Source organism: Pseudochrobactrum sp. B5 (genome assembly GCF_001939785.1).
GTDB lineage: Bacteria > Pseudomonadota > Alphaproteobacteria > Rhizobiales > Rhizobiaceae > Pseudochrobactrum > Pseudochrobactrum saccharolyticum.
In genome coordinates, this window is the sequence record NZ_MOYL01000006.1 from 44,647 (window position 1) to 60,811 (window position 16,165).

A 16,165-nucleotide genomic window follows, 5' to 3' on the forward strand; every position below is an offset into this window, starting at 1 on the left:
GAATTGGTATGCGTAGACTTACGAGGAATGACGGATTAAATCCGTTGAGCCATCATCTCCTCTCGGGGCGAGTGCCGATGATGACCTTAGTTCACACTCTCGCCGTCGCCGAATATCTGAACTTCCGCCACGCCGCCAATGCGCTCGGCGTGGCGCAATCCAGCGTCAGCGCCCGCGTGAAGGCGCTGGAAGAAGACCTTGGCATCGTTCTGTTCGAGCGCCATGCGCGGGGTGTTCGGTTGACCGAGGCCGGACGCCACTTCGTCGAGCGGATAGCCGCAGGCATCGACCAACTCGACCATGCGGTGAAGACCGCCGGCATGGCGGCAGCCGGAGAAAGCGGCCGGCTTCGCATCGGTATCCATGCCCTGATCCCTCGCAGCTTCCTCGCAAAGCTGATCGGCCAATACCGCGAAGACCACCCCGGCGTTGAAGTCGAAATGACCGAAGGTACGGCCCGCGATGCGGTCATGCAGCTTCGCGCCGACCGGCTGGACGTGGTGTTCGTGGCCGGCACGCCCGAGCTGCCCGACTGCCATTCCCGCCACATATGGACCGAACCGCTCGTGGCGGTGTTACCGGAGCGGCATCCGTTCGCCGAGCGGTCGGCCGTTGCATGGGCCGATCTGGCGGGCGAGACGTTTCTTGTTCGGCATGGCGGCACTGGCCCGCAAGTTCATAGCCATATCGTGCTGCGCCATGCCGGACTCTGGCCCGCGCCGTCGATCCTACGCTTCGACGTGGGGCGCGGCGCGCTGCTGTCCATGGTCGGACAGGGCTTCGGCATCACCATCGTCAGTGCGGCCACGGCGCTGTTGCCGTCAACCGGCATTGTCTTCTTGCCCTTCGCCGACGAGCCGGAGCCGGTCGCCTTCTCGGCTGTCTGGTCGCCGTCCAACCGCAGCGCGGCGCTTCGTAACCTGCTCAGTCTCGCCAACGACATGGGCCGGCAGGTCTGCACGAATTCGGTACTGCCACGGATAGCGAGGGCGTGAGCTGCCGGTCCATCGGCATCGTACAATTATCCAGCAGCAAGTTCGCTGTGGTTGAAAAGAGCCATAAACGCACCCTTGTCCCGTCGCGGCCGGTCATCAACCGCAAGCTCGGCAGCGAGGTCATGGCATCGTGCAGGGTGGATCGGTATCGTGGCAGTTGCGCGAGCAGATAGGACTGGCGCTATAGGATCAACGCTATATTCGGCCTTCCTCTCAACAGCGTAGCGAACCGAAGTGGTCGCGGAAGCCACCGTCCAGAACTGTTACTGCCATCGCCGGAAAGCGACACTTGCATTAACGCCGCCAAAGCCGAACCCGTTGGAAATGGCATGTTCCATGAGAATGGGACGTGAAGACTGATAAACGAGGTCGATACCTGCGACCGCAGGATCGGGGTTTGCTAAATTTCTCGTTGGGGGAGCGATTTGATCCCGTAGGGCGAGTATCGTGAAAATCGCCTCAATGCCGCCTGCGGCACCAAGTAAGTGTCCGGTCGCCGATTTCGTGGCGCTTACCGCCACATCATGATTGCCAAACACGGATTTTATCGCGGCAATTTCTCCTCGATCTCCTACGGGGGTGGAGGTCGAATGAGCGTTCAAATGCTGTATATCGATTGGCTTCAATCCGGCACTCTGGAGCGCGATTTTCATCGCACGGGCCGCACCTCGACCGTCCTCTGGACCGGCAGTCATATGGTGTGCATCAGCGCTTGTGCCGTATCCCACCAATTCGGCTATGGGCGTGGCACCCCGAGCCAGGGCATGTTCCAATTCCTCTATGACGATCAGACCCGCCCCTTCGGACATTACGAAACCATCGCGCCCGGCGTCGAACGGCCTCGACGCCAGTTCCGGGGTAGTATTGTAGCCGGTGGATAGTGCTCGCGCGGCGGCAAATGCCCCGAGACTAACCTTGTCAATACACGCTTCTGCTCCGCCGCACAGAGCGATATCGGCCTCGTTGGAGCGTATCAGCCGCGCGGCGTCTCCGATGGCCTGAACGCTGGCAGCGCAGGCGGTTACAGGCGTGCCAATTGGGCCTGTAAATCCATACCTGATGGTAACCTGTCCTGCCGCGAGGTTGGCGAGGAACGATGGCACGGTAAAGGGTGAGAGCCTCCGTGCTCCCCGTGTATCCGTTATGCGAACGGCCGAAGCGATAGCAGGAAACCCGCCTATACCAGAGGCGATAATTGTCGCCGTGCGCTCGCGTTCGTAGTCGCTCGTGGGATGCCATCCCGCCGTTTCAAGAGCCTCCTTCGCGGCCGCAAGTGCAAACAGAATGAAGCGATCCATTTTTCGTTGATCCTTTGTGTCAACGATTAAATCGGGATCAAAACCGGCTTCGGAATCTTCAATCAGGCTAGGAACGATTCCCCCGATTTTCACCGGTAGATCGTTGGAGATTTCATCGGGCAAACTCCTGATTCCCGATTTCCCGTCGAGAAGTCTTTTCCAGCTTGATTCGATGCCAGAACCAAGAGGGCCAACTAAACCCATGCCGGTTACAACAATTCGGCGCATTGGATTATTCCGTTTCTTTTTCTGAGCTTATTCGCTTCACGCGATGTATGACGCGCATCGTTTCCTCTGTTGCGGCGGGGCCTGCCAGAAGAACGGTGTTCTCAGGAGTGATTGCTTCTCCTGTATTCGCGTCGATGATAAGGGCGGTCCTCTCCCGTCCGGTTTTCTTGTCTCCAAGGCGCATGGCTATTTCATTGGGCGCAAGGTTCCGGTTCCCCCATGCGAACAGGGCGATTGCTACCGGATAAAAATCTCGCCCCTTGTCGGTAAGGACGTATTCAAATCGAGGCGGATGATCATTGTATCGTCGCCTTTCAAACAGTCCTTCCGCCGTGAGGTGTTTCAATCGCCTCGCCAAAATGTTCGCGGAAATACCGAGATTCTTCTCGAATTCATCGAATTTGCTCAACCCTTGGAAGGCGTCTCGCAGGATCAAGATACTCCACCAGTCACCGACGCTTTCCAGCGCGCGGGCTGCGGGACATTCGGATGACAGAAAGCTTGTTCGTTGCATGGCACATCCATAATGATGTAACTTCTATTATGCAAGTTACATCTATGACAGCGGCGACATGACGCGAGGGCCATCCGATGCGTCTGTTGCGGCGATTCGCCCGGCCAGTTGGGCAGCGGCGATCATCCCGCCGGATGGCGGTGAAGGCACCCTGTCCTATTTGCCGCCGATAGTATCCGGCAGCCCTCCCGCACCCCCTTTCCTGTTGCCTGTCCCGATTTTGCCTACTCTCTGATCGGCTCCGTCTCTTTTGCTGACTGGAGCCTGCATTGCGCGGAGGACGAATCCTTTGGGGTCAAATCGCTGTCGTCTTCACCATCGTTCTGGTGATGGTGTGGGCAGCGACGCAATGGACGGCGTTCCGCCTCGGATTCCAGCCGCAGCTTGGAGCACCATGGTTCGAGCTGGCGGGCCTGCCGGTCTATTATCCGCCCGCCTTCTTCTGGTGGTGGTTTTCGTTCGATGCCTACGCGCCCGCGATCTTCGTCGAGGGCGGCATCATCGCGGTATCGGGCGGCTTCTTCGCCATTGTCGTCGCCATCTTCATGTCGATCATCCGGGCGCGGGAGACGCGCAACGTCGCGACCTACGGATCGGCGCGATGGGCCGAGGACAAGGAAATCCGCGCGGCCGGATTGCTCGGCCCCGATGGCGTCCTGCTCGGCCGATACGACCGGGACTATCTGCGCCATGATGGTCCCGAACATGTCCTATGCTTCGCCCCGACGCGCAGCGGCAAAGGTGTCGGGCTGGTGGTGCCGACGCTGCTGACATGGCCGGCATCCGCCATCGTTCACGACATAAAAGGCGAGAACTGGACGCTAACAGCGGGCTTCCGCGCGAAGCATGGCCGCGTGCTGCTGTTCGATCCGACCAACGCCAGATCGTCGGCCTACAACCCGCTGCTGGAGGTCCGGCAAGGGGAATGGGAAGTCCGCGACGTGCAGAACATCGCGGATATTCTGGTCGATCCCGAAGGCAGTCTCGACAAGCGCAACCATTGGGAAAAGACCAGCCATTCGCTGCTGGTCGGCGCGATCCTGCATGTTCTCTATGCGGAGAAGGACAAGACCTTGGCGGGCGTCGCCAACTTCCTGTCCGATCCCCGCCGTCCGGTCGAGGCGACCTTGCGTGCCATGATGGATACGCCGCATCTCGGCGAGGCCGGCGTTCATCCAGTCATCGCGTCGTCGGCCCGCGAGCTGTTGAACAAATCCGAGAACGAACGGTCGGGCGTATTGAGCACCGCCATGTCGTTTCTCGGCCTCTATCGCGATCCCGTGGTGGCGCGGGTGACGGCACGATGCGACTGGCGCATTGCCGATCTGGTCGGCAGCCGCCAGCCCGTCACGCTCTATCTGGTCGTGCCGCCGTCCGACATAAACCGCACCAAGCCGCTCATCCGCCTGATCCTCAACCAGATCGGCAGGCGGTTGACGGAGGAATTGACCACCTCCGGCAAGCGGCATCGGTTGCTGTTGATGCTGGACGAGTTTCCCGCGCTCGGCCGTCTGGATTTTTTCGAGTCCGCCTTGGCCTTCATGGCGGGCTACGGCCTCAAGGGCTTTCTGATCGCGCAAAGCCTCAACCAGATCGAGCGCGCCTATGGCCCGAACAATGCAATTCTCGACAACTGCCATGTGCGCGTCAGCTTCGCCACGAACGACGAACGCACCGCCAAACGAGTGAGCGATGCGCTCGGCACCGCGACCGAGCTGCGCGATTCCACCAACTATGCCGGCCATCGCCTTGCGCCGTGGTTAGGGCATCTCATGGTGTCGCGGCAGGAGACGGCCCGGCCGCTGCTCACGCCGGGCGAGATCATGCAGCTTCCGCCCACCGATGAAATCGTGATGGTCGCGGGCACGCCGCCGATCCGCGCCACCAAAGCCCGCTATTTCGAGGACGCACGGTTGCAGGAACGCATCCTGACCCCGCCCGATCCGGTCGCCGCTCCGCTGGCGCCCAGCCCATCCGCCGATGATTGGTCCGGCCGCGTGGTCGCGGCGGAAAGCCATTCCGCGCCGGCCGCCGCAGACGGGGCCGATGGCGATCCGGCCAATGCCGGCATCCGCCGCGAGCCGGAATTGCCCGAGCATGAGGAAATCGTCACGCCGCCGCCGTCGCCCGAACAGGAGTTCGAGTTTCTGGACGACGAGCCGGACGTTGACGCGGCCAAGGCCCGCGCCATGCGTCAGCGCATGAAGATGGTCGCGCGGCAGGTGGCGATGAACCCCGATGATGGAATCGACCTTTGAGGACACGCCCATGACCACACGCACCCGCCTGAATATCTATTTCGACCCCGCGCTCATTCCGCAGATCGAGGCGATGGCGCTACGTCGCTCGGTGGCGCTGCGCCGCAATGTCTCGAAATCCGCCATCGTGGAGGCGGCTGTCATGTCCTACCTGTCCGGCGATGCCGACGACCAGCTTGAAGCCGCCATGTCGCGCCGCTTGGACAAGCTCGGCCGCCAGATCGACACGCTCGACCTAGATCTCGCCGTCCTCGGCGAGACGGTCGCGCAGTTCATCCATTTCTGGATGACCATCACACCGCCCCTTACGGGAGCCGCGCAATCCGCTGCCCGCGCCAAAGGCGCGGAGCGGTTCGAGGGCTTCATGCAGAATCTCGGCCGGCGTCTGGCGACGGGTGACAGGTTTCTCAAAGAGCTGTCGCGTGACCTCGACTCGCTCCACGACGATCCCGTGCCAGACGAGACACAGATCAACGGCGATCAATAGTAAGTATTCGGACCCATCCTATTTACCGCCGTTCGCCGCCGATCACCGCCGCCGCTTAGATACTTGTTGAACCGGCCGCATTTCGGTCTCTCTTAATCGACCCCGATCCGGGGATCGCCTGTCGCGCCCCATGAAGAAACGGGGCCGACATGACCACCAACCACCAAAAACCGGAAGCCATTGCGCGCGGCGCGCGCATGTTGCGCACCGCGCTCGGCCCCGCCATTGCCCGGCTGCTCGAAGACCCGGCCGTGGTCGAGGTGATGCTAAACCCGGACGGGCGGTTGTGGATCGACCGCCTGTCCGAAGGGCTTTCCGACACGGGAGAGCGCCTGTCCGCCGCCGATGGCGAACGCATCGTGCGGCTGGTCGCGCATCATGTCGGCGCGGAGGTTCATGCCCGCAGCCCGCGCGTCTCGGCCGAGTTGCCGGAGTCGGGCGAAAGATTCGAGGGCCTGCTGCCGCCCGTGGTCGCCGCCCCGACCTTCGCCATCCGCAAGCCCGCCGTCGCCGTGTTCAGCCTCGACGACTATGTGGCGGCGGGCATCATGTCCGCCGATCAGGCCACGACGTTACGCGCAGCCGTTTCTTCCCGCGCCAACATCCTCGTGGCGGGCGGCACCAGCACCGGCAAAACCACACTGACCAATGCGCTGCTCGCCGAGGTGGCGAAGACGGCGGATCGCGTCATCATCATCGAGGACACGCGCGAGCTGCAATGCGCCGCGCCCAACCTTGTCGCCATGCGGACGAAAGACGGCGTGGCGACGCTTTCCGATCTGGTCCGTTCCTCGCTGCGCCTGCGCCCGGATCGCATCCCCATCGGCGAGGTGCGCGGATCGGAAGCCCTCGACCTGCTCAAAGGGTGGGGCACCGGCCATCCGGGCGGGATCGGCACCATCCATGCCGGTTCCGGCATCGGCGCGCTGCGCCGCCTTGAACAGCTCATTCAAGAGGCTGTCGTCACCGTCCCGCGCGCCATGATCGCCGAGACCATCGACCTTGTTGCCGTCCTTTCCGGGCGCGGTTCCGCGCGCCGGCTTGCCGAGCTTGCCCGCGTCGAAGGGCTGAGGCCGGACGGCGACTACCGCATCATCCCCGCAATCCAAACCAGCACAGGAGAATCTTCATGATCCGCACGATTTCGCGCGGCTATCGCTTCGCCGCGTCTGCCGCATATGCCCTTGTCCTCAGCGTCATGCTCGCCCCGGCCGCCCATGCGTCCGGTTCGTCGATGCCATGGGAACAGCCCTTGCAGCAAATCCTCCAGTCCATCGAGGGGCCGGTCGCCAAGATCATCGCCGTCATCATCATCATCGTGACCGGCCTGACCCTCGCGTTCGGCGATACAGGCGGCGGTTTCCGCAAGCTGATCCAGATTGTGTTCGGCCTGTCCATCGCCTTCGCCGCATCGAGCTTCTTCCTGTCCTTCTTCTCGTTCGGCGGCGGGGCGCTCATCTGATGGCCGCCGCGTTCGAGCAACTGGACGCCGTGCCGGGATTTTCGGTCCCGGTCCATCGGGCGCTGACCGAGCATATTTTGCTCGGCGGCGCACCGCGCGCCATCGCCATCATGAACGGAACGCTGGCCGGGGCCGTGGGCCTCGGCCTGCGCCTCTGGCTGGTGGGCCTCGCCCTATGGGCCATCGGCCATTTCGCGGCCGTGTGGGCGGCGAAGCGCGATCCCCAATTCGTCGAGGTCGGGAGGCGGCATCTGCGCATCCCCGGCCATCTGGCGGTGTGAGGGCGCGTCGATGATGAACCTTGCCGAATACCGCCGCACCGCCACCCGGCTCGCCGACTATCTGCCATGGGCGGCACTGGTCGGCTCCGGCGTCGTCTTGAACAAGGACGGCTCGTTCCAGCGCAGCGCCAAGTTTCGCGGTCCCGATCTGGACTCCGCCGTCGCCGCCGAACTGGTCGCCGTCAGTGGGCGCATCAACAATGCCATGCGGCGTCTGGGCTCCGGCTGGAGCATCTTCGTCGAAGCCGTTCGGCTTGCGGCTCCGCAATACCCGGAGAGCCAATTCCCTGATCCCGCGTCCGCGCTGGTCGATGCCGAACGAAGGGCGCAGTTCGACGAGGATGGCACCCACTTCGAGTCCCGGTACCACCTGACCTTCCTTTGGCTTCCGCCAGCCGATGAAGCGGCTCGCACCGAGAGCTGGCTCTATGAGGGCCGGGAACAATCCGGCGTCGATCCATGGGAGGCCCTGCGCGGCTTCACGGATCGCACGGACCGCGTGCTGGCGCTGCTTGACGGCTTCATGCCCGAATGCCGTTGGCTCGATGACGGCGAGACTCTGACCTACCTGCACTCCACCATCTCGACCAACCGGCATCGTGTGCGCGTGCCCGAGGTGCCGATGCATCTCGACGCGCTGCTGGCTGACCAGCCGTTGACTGGCGGGCTGGAGCCGCGCCTTGGCGACGCGCATCTGCGCGTCCTGACCATCGTGGGATTCCCGACCGCGACGACGCCGGGCCTGCTGGACGAAATGAACCGGCTGCCGTTCCCCTACAGGTGGAGCACGCGCGCGATCCTGCTCGACAAGACCGATGCGACCCGGCTGCTGACCCGCATCCGTCGCCAATGGTTCGCCAAGCGCAAGAGCGTCGCCGCGATTCTGAAAGAGGTGATGACGAACGAGGCGTCCGCGCTTGTGGACACCGACGCCGCGAACAAGGCGCTCGACGCCGACATGGCGTTGCAGGAGCTTGGGGCGGACGTGGCGGGCATGGCCTACGTCACGGCGACCGTCACCGTTTGGGATTCCGACCCGCGCATTGCCGACGAGAAGCTGCGCCTGGTCGAGAAGATCGTTCAGGGCCGTGACTTCACCGTCATGGCCGAAACCGTCAACGCGGTTGACGCATGGCTCGGCAGCCTGCCCGGACACGCCTACGCGAACGTCCGCCAGCCGCCCATCAGCACTTTGAATCTCGCCCACATGATCCCGCTTTCGGCGGTGTGGGCGGGGCCGGAACGGGACGAGCATTTCGGTGCGCCCCCTTTGCTCTTTGGAAAGACCGAAGGCTCAACCCCGTTCCGGCTAAGTCTCCATGTCGGCGACGTAGGGCACACCCTTGTCGTCGGCCCCACGGGCGCGGGCAAGAGCGTGCTGCTCGCCCTCATGGCCTTGCAGTTCCGGCGCTATGCGGGATCGCAGGTTTTCGCCTTCGACTTCGGCGGCAGCATCCGCGCCGCGTCGCTCGCCATGGGCGGCGACTGGCACGACCTTGGCGGCGGGCTGACAGAAGGGGCCGAGGCGTCCGTCTCGCTCCAGCCGCTTGCCCGCATCCACGATACCTATGAACGCGCATGGGCGGCGGACTGGATTGCGGCCATTCTCATGCGTGAGGGGATCGCCATCACCCCCGAGTTCAAAGAGCATCTTTGGACGGCGCTGACTTCGCTCGCCTCCGCGCCGGTCGAGGAACGGACCATCACCGGCCTTGCGGTGCTGTTGCAATCCAACGATCTGAAACAGGCGCTCCGGCCGTTCTGCGTCGGCGGGGCCTATGGCCGGCTACTCGACGCCGAGACAGAGCATTTGGGATCGGCGGATGTGCAAGCGTTCGAGATCGAGGGCCTTGTCGGGACCGGCGCGGCCCCGGCCGTGCTCGCCTATCTGTTCCATCGTATCGGCGACCGGCTCGACGGGCGGCCGACGCTGCTCATCATAGATGAAGGCTGGCTTGCGCTGGACGACGAGGGATTTGCCGGCCAGCTCCGCGAATGGCTGAAAACGCTGCGCAAGAAAAACGCCAGCGTCATCTTCGCCACGCAAAGCCTGTCCGACATTGACGGCAGCAACATCGCGCCCGCGATTATCGAGAGCTGCCCGACGCGGCTCCTGCTGCCGAACGAGCGCGCCATCGAGCCGCAGATCACAGCCATCTATCGCCGCTTCGGCCTCAATGACAGGCAGATCGAAATCCTCGCACGGGCCACGCCCAAGCGGGATTATTACTGCCAAAGCCGCAGGGGCAATCGCCTGTTCGAGCTTGGCCTGTCCGAAGTCGGCCTCGCGCTCTGCGCCGCATCCGCCAAATCCGACCAGACCGAAATCGCGCGCATCCATGCCGAGCACGGCCGCGCCGGTTTCCTCGCCGGCTGGCTACGCCATCGCGGCGTCGAGTGGGCGGCCGACCTGATCCCGAACCTCACCAATCTTGCGGACCGGCCGGAATCCGCCGCGCCGGCCCGGCTCGATAACCACCCCACACAGGAGATTCTTCCATGACCTATCCCAAGATCGTCGGGGCCTCGGCCCTCGCGCTGGCGCTCGCCGTGCCCGTCGCGCTTTCGCCCATGCTGGCAAGCCCGGCCCATGCGCAATTCGGCTTCGGCCGCATCGTCTATGACCCGAGCAACTACGCGCAGAACGTCCTCACGGCAGCGCGCACGCTCGAACAGATCAATAACCAGATCACCAGCCTCCAGAACGAGGCGCAGATGCTCATCAATCAGGCCCGCAACCTTGCGAGCCTGCCGCATAGCTCGCTCCAGCAGCTCCAGCAGAACGTCCAGCGCACGCAGCAGCTTCTCGGGCAGGCCCAAAATCTCGCCTTCGAGGTCGGGCAGATCGACCAAGCGTTCCAGAGCCAATACGGCAATGTCTCGCTTTCGGCGACCGACGCCCAGCTTGTCGCCGACGCGCGCGGCCGTTGGGAAAATACGGTTGGCGGTTTGCAGGACGCCATGCGCGTGCAGGCTGGCGTCGTCGGCAACATCGACAGCAATCGCGCCGAGATGGCCGCGCTTGTCGGCCAGAGCCAAGACGCGACCGGCGCGCTGCAAGCCACGCAGGCGGGCAACCAGCTTCTTGCCCTCCAGTCGCAGCAGCTTTCCGACCTGATCGCGCTCATCTCGGCGAACGGCCGCGCCGACGCGCTGACCGAGGCAGAGCGCGCGACCGCTGCCGAACAGGGCCGCGAGCAGCGTCGCCGCTTCCTCACGCCGGGCAGGGGATACCAGCCGGGCAACGCGCAGATGTTCAACAACGGCAACAACTGACCGGGAGGCTCGCCATGGACGGCAAGATGCTGGCCCGGCTCGGGGCCGTGGTGTTCATCGCCATCGCCGTCACGGCGACCGCAATCGACATGGCGCGGAAGGATGAACCTTCCGCGCCGCCCCCCGCGCCGGCCTTCCAGCCCCCGGCCGATCCCCTGCGCGAAACCCTGCGCCGCTGCCAGCAGCTCGGCGAGGCAGCCGCCAGCGATGCCGACTGCCTCGCCGCGTGGGCGGAATCCCGCGACCGCTTCCTCGGCCGTGATCGAAGCGAGGCGCGCTGACCATGGGCAACACGGGCGTCATCGACAATTTTCTCGGGGTCTTCACCTCATACATCGACTCGGGGTTTGGCCTGCTCGGCGGCGAGGTCGCCTTCATCGCAACGACGCTGATCGTCATTGACGTGACGCTCGCCGCGCTCTTTTGGGCATGGGGCGCGGATGACGACATTATCGCGCGGCTGGTGAAGAAGACGCTGTTCGTCGGCGTCTTCGCCTACATCATCGGCAATTGGAACAACCTCGCCCGCATCGTCTTCGAGAGCTTCGCCGGCCTCGGCCTCATGGCCTCCGGCACCGGCTTTTCCGTCACCGATCTGATGCGGCCGGGCCGCGTGGCGCAGACCGGCCTCGACGCTGGCCGTCCGCTGCTCGATTCCATTTCCGATCTCATGGGGTGGATCGCCTTCTTTGAAAACTTCATCCAGATCGCGTGCCTGCTGTTCGCATGGGCGCTGGTGGTGTTGGCGTTTTTCATTCTGGCAATCCAGCTCTTTGTGACATTGCTGGAGTTCAAGCTGACCACGCTCGCCGGCTTCGTCCTCATTCCCTTCGGCCTGTTCGGCAAGACCGCGTTCATGGCTGAGAAGGTCTTGGGCAACGTGGTGTCCTCCGGCATCAAGGTCTTGGTGCTCGCCGTCATCATCGGCATCGGCAGCACCTTGTTTTCGCAATTCACGGCCGGTTTCGGCGGGGCGACCCCGACCATCGACGACGCAATGGCTATCGTGCTCGCCGCGCTATCGCTGCTCGGCCTCGGCATCTTCGGTCCCGGCATCGCCAACGGCATCGTCTCGGGCGGCCCGCAGCTTGGCGCAGGCGCAGCCGTGGGAACCGGCCTCGCTGCCGGCGGCATGGTGCTTGCGGGCGGTGCGGCGGCTGGCGGCGGGGCCATGCTTGCCGCCAAGGGCGGCGCTGCTGCCCTGTCCGGTGGAGCCGCGGCCGTTCGGGGAGGCGCGACCGCCGCGGGCGCGGCGACCGCAGCCTATAGCCTCGGCTCGCTCGGCCAGACCGGGGCGGCGGGCGTTGCCTCCGGCCTCGGCGGTGTCGCCCGAGCGGCAGGTTCGGCCGCCATCTCGCCGCTCAAACGCGCAGCTTCCAGCGCAACATCCCGAGCAACCGAAAGCGTCAAATCCAGCTTCTCCGCTGGCGCTAAGGCAGGGTTCGGCGCGTCGGGGGGCAGCTCCACCATGGGCACGGTCGGCGGCGCAAGTGCAAACCCCGCCGCCCCATCTGGCCCAGCCGGCAGTCCTCCCGCATGGGCGCAGCAGATGCGCCGCTCGCAGGCCATGAACCATGGCACGACCATGGCTGCCCATGCGGTGCGCTCCGGCGACAGCCACGGCTCCGGTTCCTCCATCAACCTTTCCGAAAGTGACCGCTCATGAGCATCTTCAAACGACCAGCAACCCATTACGGCAAATCGCCGGAACCCGAGACGCCTTATCAGAAGGCCGCGCAGGCATGGGACGAGCGTATCGGCTCGGCCCGCGTGCAGGCGAGGAACTGGCGGCTGATGGCCTTCGGTTCCCTGATCCTTTCGGCGGGCTTCGCCTCGGCGCTGGTCTGGCAGTCCGCACGCGGGATCGTGGTGCCTTGGGTCGTGCAGGTGGACAATCTCGGTCAGGCGCAGACCGTCGCGCCTGCCAACGCCGACTATCGGCCGACCGATCCGCAGATTGCTTTCCATCTCGGCCGGTTCATCGAGCAGGTGCGCGCGATCCCGGCCGACGCGATCATTGTCCGCCAGAACTGGCTTCGCGCCTATGAGTGGACCACGGATCGCGGCGCGGCGGCGCTCAACGACTACGCCCGCGCCAATGATCCTTTTGCCAAGGTCGGCCGCCAGCAAGTCGCCGTCGAGGTGTCGAGCGTCATCCGGGCGTCCCCCAACAGCTTCCGCGTCGCGTGGACGGAACGCCATTTCGAGAACGGCCAGCTTTCCAGCACGGAACGATGGACGGCCATCCTCACCATCGTCATCCAGCCGCCGCGCGACGCCGAGCGTCTGCGCGCCAATCCGCTTGGAATCTACGTCAATGCAATTTCATGGTCGCGGGAGATGAGCCAATGAAAGCGTCAGCTTGCATCAATCACCTCGCTGATCTTCCCCTCGGAGATCATGAAGAACGAGGTACCCGTCATCTCAATCTCCTGTCCGGCCTTCCAGCCGTTGGGAAGGTCAGCTTTGACTTTCGCTCTATACCCGATCCGCACCGCTGCGCGATCCTCGATGGCGATGCAATCGAGGATCGTCTGCTCTCTTTCCGCAAACAATTGAACGCCCTGTTCAGCCAACGCGCGAAACGCTTCAATTCCGTGCGTCTCGTTCGTTATTTCGCCGTTCGATCTGTTAACAAACCGAACATCGCTCGACAGACAATCAAGCATCGCCTGAACATTCATCGTGTTGTAGGCGTCGATATACCGGGCAACAATCGTCGGGGCAGAATCCATTCTGTCGGTTCCTCATCATTGGTTGTGAAGCCGCTATCCTATGCGACTTTTGTGACGGTCGTGGCAATCGCTTTGGCAGGCTGCGCCACCAACCGGACGCCGCAATTCAGCTACGATACCAGCGTGCCGCCGCTGCCGACCGTGCAGGCGATAGCAACCGACAACACGCCCCGGCCTTTGCATGTGCCCCCGGCATGGACCGTCGCACGCGGCGGCATCGCCGCAGGCACGCCGACCGGCCGCGTCGAGAACGCCAACGCCGCCGCCCGCGTCGAGCCGCGCCGGGAAGGCTACTACAACGCCATACAGGTTTATCCGTGGTCCGAAGGCGCGCTCTATCAGGTCTATGCCGCAGTCGGACAGATCACGACGATCGCGCTGGAGCCGGGCGAGAGCCTGACAGGCGCGGGGCCGATTGCGGCGGGCGACACCGCCCGCTGGATCATCGGCGACACCGAGAGCGGCAGCGGTGCGAACCGTCGCGTCCATATCCTCGTGAAGCCGACACGGCCGGATATTTCGACGAACCTTGTCGTGACCACCGACCGGCGCACTTACATGATCGAGTTGCGCGCGCGGGAATCGCTCTACATGCCGGCCGTGGCATGGGCCTATCCCGCAACGCCGGGCCAGCGCCGAGCTGTTCCGGCTGCGCCGATCATCCCTGCCGAGGCGGCGCGGAACTATCGCTACGCCTTGCAGGTGCAGGGCGACAGCCCGCCGTGGCGGCCCGTCTCCGTCTTCGACGATGGCCGGCGCGTCTATGTCGTCTTCCCGGCCGGGATCGTGCAGGGCGAAATGCCACCCATCTTCGTGCTTGGCGCGAACGGCGAGCCGCAAATCGTCAATTCCCGCATCCACCAGAACGTCTTGATCGTGGACCGCCTGTTCGGCGCGGCCGAGCTGCGCCTTGGCAGCGGCAACCGCCAGCAGGTCGTCAGGATCGTTCGCATCAACCCGACGCAGGCCGCAGCAGAGCCAGCCAGCACGACCACGGGAGGATCGTCCTCATGAGCGATACCGATACCGCAGCCCCCATGCGCTTGCGCGCCGAAACGCCCAGCGTCACCCGCCTGTCCCGCAAGATGCTGGCTGGCGTCGGCGCGGTTGCGCTTCTCGGTATCGGCGGGGCGCTGATCTACGCGCTCCAAACCCGTGATGCAGGACCGGGCGGCGACGAACTCTATTCGACCGAGAACCGCCCCACGGCGGACGGCCTCGCCGGTCTGCCAAGCGACTACAGCGGGCCGGTGCTCGGCCCCGCGTTGCCCGGAGATTTGGGCCGACCCATCCTCGACGCGCAAAATCGGGGACAACCCATTGTAATGCCGGCTATCACGACACCCGCCGTCGATCCCGAGGAAGAACGCCGCAGGGCTGAGGAAGAAGCCGCGCGCTTGAGCAACGTCTTTTTCCAGTCCGGCCCACGCACGGCAGCGCCAGCCGGCACCGCCATGCCCGGCCTTGCCGGGCTTGACCTCGGCGGGCAGCCCGCGACACAGGATCGCCACGCGGCATTTCTCAACGGCCCGGTGGACCGGCAGACCGTCGCGCCGGATCGCGTGATGCCGCCGGCTTCGCCCTACATCCTTCAGGCCGGGGCCGTGATCCCCGCTGCGTTGATAACCGGCATCCGTTCCGACCTTACGGGCCAGATCACCGCGCAGGTGACGGAGAACGTCTATGACAGCCCGACCGGCAGCCTGCTCCTGATCCCGCAGGGCACTCGCATCATCGGCCAATACGATGACGGCGTGACCTTCGGCCAGCGCAGGGTGCTTTTGGTGTGGAACCGCCTGATCCTGCCGGGCGGCCGGTCCATCGTTCTGGAGCGCCTGCCGGGAGCGGATGCCAGCGGCTACGCCGGACTTGAGGATGGCGTCGATTATCATTGGTGGGATCTGATGAAAGCGGCTGGCCTCTCCACGCTGCTCGCGGTCGGCACGGAGCTGGCGACGAGCGACGAGGACCGGCTTATCCGTGCGATCCGCGACGGGGCGCAGGATACCGTCAATCAGGCGGGCCAGCAGATCGTGCGGCGCCAGTTGCAGGTTGCGCCGACGCTCACCATCCGGCCCGGCTTCCCGGTCAGAATCATTGTCACCCGCGACCTTGTATTCGAGCCGGCAGGAGGTTGACCATGACCAAGCTGAAACTCGGCCCGCTTCCCGACGACAAGCCCGTGAAGGTGACGGTGGAGCTACCCGCGCCGCTTCACCGCGATCTGACCGCCTACGCCGAGGTGCTGGCCCGCGAAACCGGCCAGCCCGCCGCCGATCCCGTCAGGCTGATCGTGCCCATGCTGGAGCAGTTCATCGCCACGGATCGCGGCTTCGCAAAGGCACGGCGAGAAGGACGTCTATCAACGAACTGAGCAGCTAATTTGCGAGACAAGCTGCCGGTTACACTTCGTGATCCATCAATGTCTCAATGTTCTGTCGGATAGATAGGCAACGTCGTTCACTAAGACAGTTATGCGATCTGACTTCATTAAAACACCGAGAGTCGTTGGTTGAGTTCTTGCTTGATTTCATGCTGTTTTGCCGCAATATGGCCACGATCAACCGGACCCGCATCGCGGGTGGCTTCTCCGGGCGCCTATCCCCCGGCAACCAGCTAGCTCCTGCATCA

At 64.1% G+C, this 16,165-nt stretch carries 17 protein-coding genes, 1 pseudogene and 1 other annotated feature; of the genes and pseudogenes, 15 read left to right on the forward strand and 3 right to left on the reverse strand.

Annotation, left to right across the window (positions count from 1 at the left end):
- Positions 1-77 precede the first annotated feature (77 nt).
- Together BKD14_RS15880 and BKD14_RS15885 are read left to right on the forward strand one after the other, a co-directional pair.
- Positions 78-995, forward strand: a complete 918-nt coding sequence (locus BKD14_RS15880; protein WP_245293662.1) for a LysR family transcriptional regulator — start codon at positions 78-80, stop codon at positions 993-995.
- A pseudogene (locus BKD14_RS15885) lies at positions 974-1,182 on the forward strand (DUF3363 domain-containing protein); the annotation flags it as partial. The gene BKD14_RS15880 and the pseudogene BKD14_RS15885, both read left to right, overlap by 22 nt.
- 76 nt (positions 1,183-1,258) lie before the next feature.
- Here BKD14_RS15885 and fabF read toward each other — a convergent pair.
- Both fabF and BKD14_RS15895 read right to left on the reverse strand, forming a co-directional pair.
- Entirely contained in the window at positions 1,259-2,521 is a 1,263-nt protein-coding gene (fabF, locus tag BKD14_RS15890; RefSeq protein WP_075657215.1) for a beta-ketoacyl-ACP synthase II, read from the reverse strand.
- Positions 2,522-2,525: 4 nt separating this feature from the next.
- Entirely contained in the window at positions 2,526-3,035 is a 510-nt protein-coding gene (locus tag BKD14_RS15895) for a helix-turn-helix domain-containing protein (protein ID WP_075657216.1), read from the reverse strand.
- A 269-nt stretch (positions 3,036-3,304) separates the two neighbouring features.
- Here BKD14_RS15895 and BKD14_RS15900 point away from each other — a divergent pair, with 269 nt between their 5' ends.
- The 10 genes from BKD14_RS15900 (at position 3,305) to trbF (ending at position 13,151) form a co-directional block, all read left to right on the forward strand.
- Positions 3,305-5,293 carry a conjugal transfer protein TraG gene (locus BKD14_RS15900; protein ID WP_075657217.1) on the forward strand — a complete coding sequence of 663 codons (1,989 nt, stop codon included), beginning with the start codon at positions 3,305-3,307 and terminating at the stop codon, positions 5,291-5,293.
- A gap of 10 nt (positions 5,294-5,303) precedes the next feature.
- A complete protein-coding gene (locus BKD14_RS15905) occupies positions 5,304-5,780 on the forward strand; it encodes a CopG family transcriptional regulator (RefSeq protein ID WP_175576124.1) in 477 nt (158 codons plus the stop codon).
- A 149-nt stretch (positions 5,781-5,929) separates the two neighbouring features.
- The gene (gene trbB, locus BKD14_RS15910; protein ID WP_075657218.1) at positions 5,930-6,913 is read left to right on the forward strand and encodes a P-type conjugative transfer ATPase TrbB; all 984 of its coding nucleotides are present in this window, start codon (positions 5,930-5,932) and stop codon (positions 6,911-6,913) included.
- On the forward strand, positions 6,910-7,242 hold the full coding sequence (locus BKD14_RS15915) for a TrbC/VirB2 family protein (RefSeq protein ID WP_075657219.1): 333 nt from the start codon (positions 6,910-6,912) through the stop codon (positions 7,240-7,242). The genes trbB and BKD14_RS15915 overlap by 4 nt, the downstream gene beginning before the upstream one ends.
- Positions 7,242-7,523, forward strand: coding sequence for a VirB3 family type IV secretion system protein (locus tag BKD14_RS15920; protein ID WP_075657220.1), 282 nt, complete (start codon positions 7,242-7,244; stop codon positions 7,521-7,523). Before BKD14_RS15915 ends, BKD14_RS15920 begins: the two co-directional genes overlap by 1 nt.
- Positions 7,524-7,533: 10 nt before the next feature.
- The gene (trbE, locus tag BKD14_RS15925; protein ID WP_075657221.1) at positions 7,534-10,026 is read left to right on the forward strand and encodes a conjugal transfer protein TrbE; all 2,493 of its coding nucleotides are present in this window, start codon (positions 7,534-7,536) and stop codon (positions 10,024-10,026) included.
- A complete protein-coding gene (trbJ, locus tag BKD14_RS15930) occupies positions 10,023-10,799 on the forward strand; it encodes a P-type conjugative transfer protein TrbJ (RefSeq protein WP_075657222.1) in 777 nt (258 codons plus the stop codon). The genes trbE and trbJ overlap by 4 nt, the downstream gene beginning before the upstream one ends.
- A 14-nt stretch (positions 10,800-10,813) precedes the next feature.
- Positions 10,814-11,080 carry a putative entry exclusion protein TrbK-alt gene (gene trbK-alt, locus BKD14_RS15935; protein WP_018426314.1) on the forward strand — a complete coding sequence of 89 codons (267 nt, stop codon included), beginning with the start codon at positions 10,814-10,816 and terminating at the stop codon, positions 11,078-11,080.
- Between the two features lie 2 nt (positions 11,081-11,082).
- Positions 11,083-12,465 carry a P-type conjugative transfer protein TrbL gene (trbL, locus tag BKD14_RS15940; protein WP_075657223.1) on the forward strand — a complete coding sequence of 461 codons (1,383 nt, stop codon included), beginning with the start codon at positions 11,083-11,085 and terminating at the stop codon, positions 12,463-12,465.
- A complete protein-coding gene (gene trbF, locus BKD14_RS15945) occupies positions 12,462-13,151 on the forward strand; it encodes a conjugal transfer protein TrbF (protein WP_075657224.1) in 690 nt (229 codons plus the stop codon). The genes trbL and trbF overlap by 4 nt, the downstream gene beginning before the upstream one ends.
- A 5-nt stretch (positions 13,152-13,156) precedes the next feature.
- Here trbF and BKD14_RS15950 read toward each other — a convergent pair whose 3' ends face one another.
- Positions 13,157-13,534 (reverse strand): nuclear transport factor 2 family protein, encoded by a 378-nt coding sequence (locus tag BKD14_RS15950; protein WP_075657225.1) that lies wholly within the window; start codon positions 13,532-13,534, stop codon positions 13,157-13,159.
- Between the two features lie 51 nt (positions 13,535-13,585).
- Between BKD14_RS15950 and trbG the strand changes: the two genes are divergently transcribed.
- From trbG to BKD14_RS15965, 3 genes are read left to right on the forward strand one after another with little or no spacing between them, the layout of a single operon-like run.
- Positions 13,586-14,548 carry a P-type conjugative transfer protein TrbG gene (trbG, locus tag BKD14_RS15955; protein ID WP_245293663.1) on the forward strand — a complete coding sequence of 321 codons (963 nt, stop codon included), beginning with the start codon at positions 13,586-13,588 and terminating at the stop codon, positions 14,546-14,548.
- Positions 14,545-15,672 (forward strand): TrbI/VirB10 family protein, encoded by a 1,128-nt coding sequence (locus tag BKD14_RS15960; RefSeq protein ID WP_075657226.1) that lies wholly within the window; start codon positions 14,545-14,547, stop codon positions 15,670-15,672. Before trbG ends, BKD14_RS15960 begins: the two co-directional genes overlap by 4 nt.
- 2 nt (positions 15,673-15,674) lie before the next feature.
- The gene (locus tag BKD14_RS15965) at positions 15,675-15,908 is read left to right on the forward strand and encodes a DUF2274 domain-containing protein (RefSeq protein WP_075657227.1); all 234 of its coding nucleotides are present in this window, start codon (positions 15,675-15,677) and stop codon (positions 15,906-15,908) included.
- A gap of 189 nt (positions 15,909-16,097) precedes the next feature.
- Positions 16,098-16,149 (forward strand) — a sequence feature (sul1 is cis-regulatory element that is thought to sense ions involved in sulfur or methionine metabolism; They are found in Alphaproteobacteria).
- Positions 16,150-16,165: the final 16 nt, after the last annotated feature.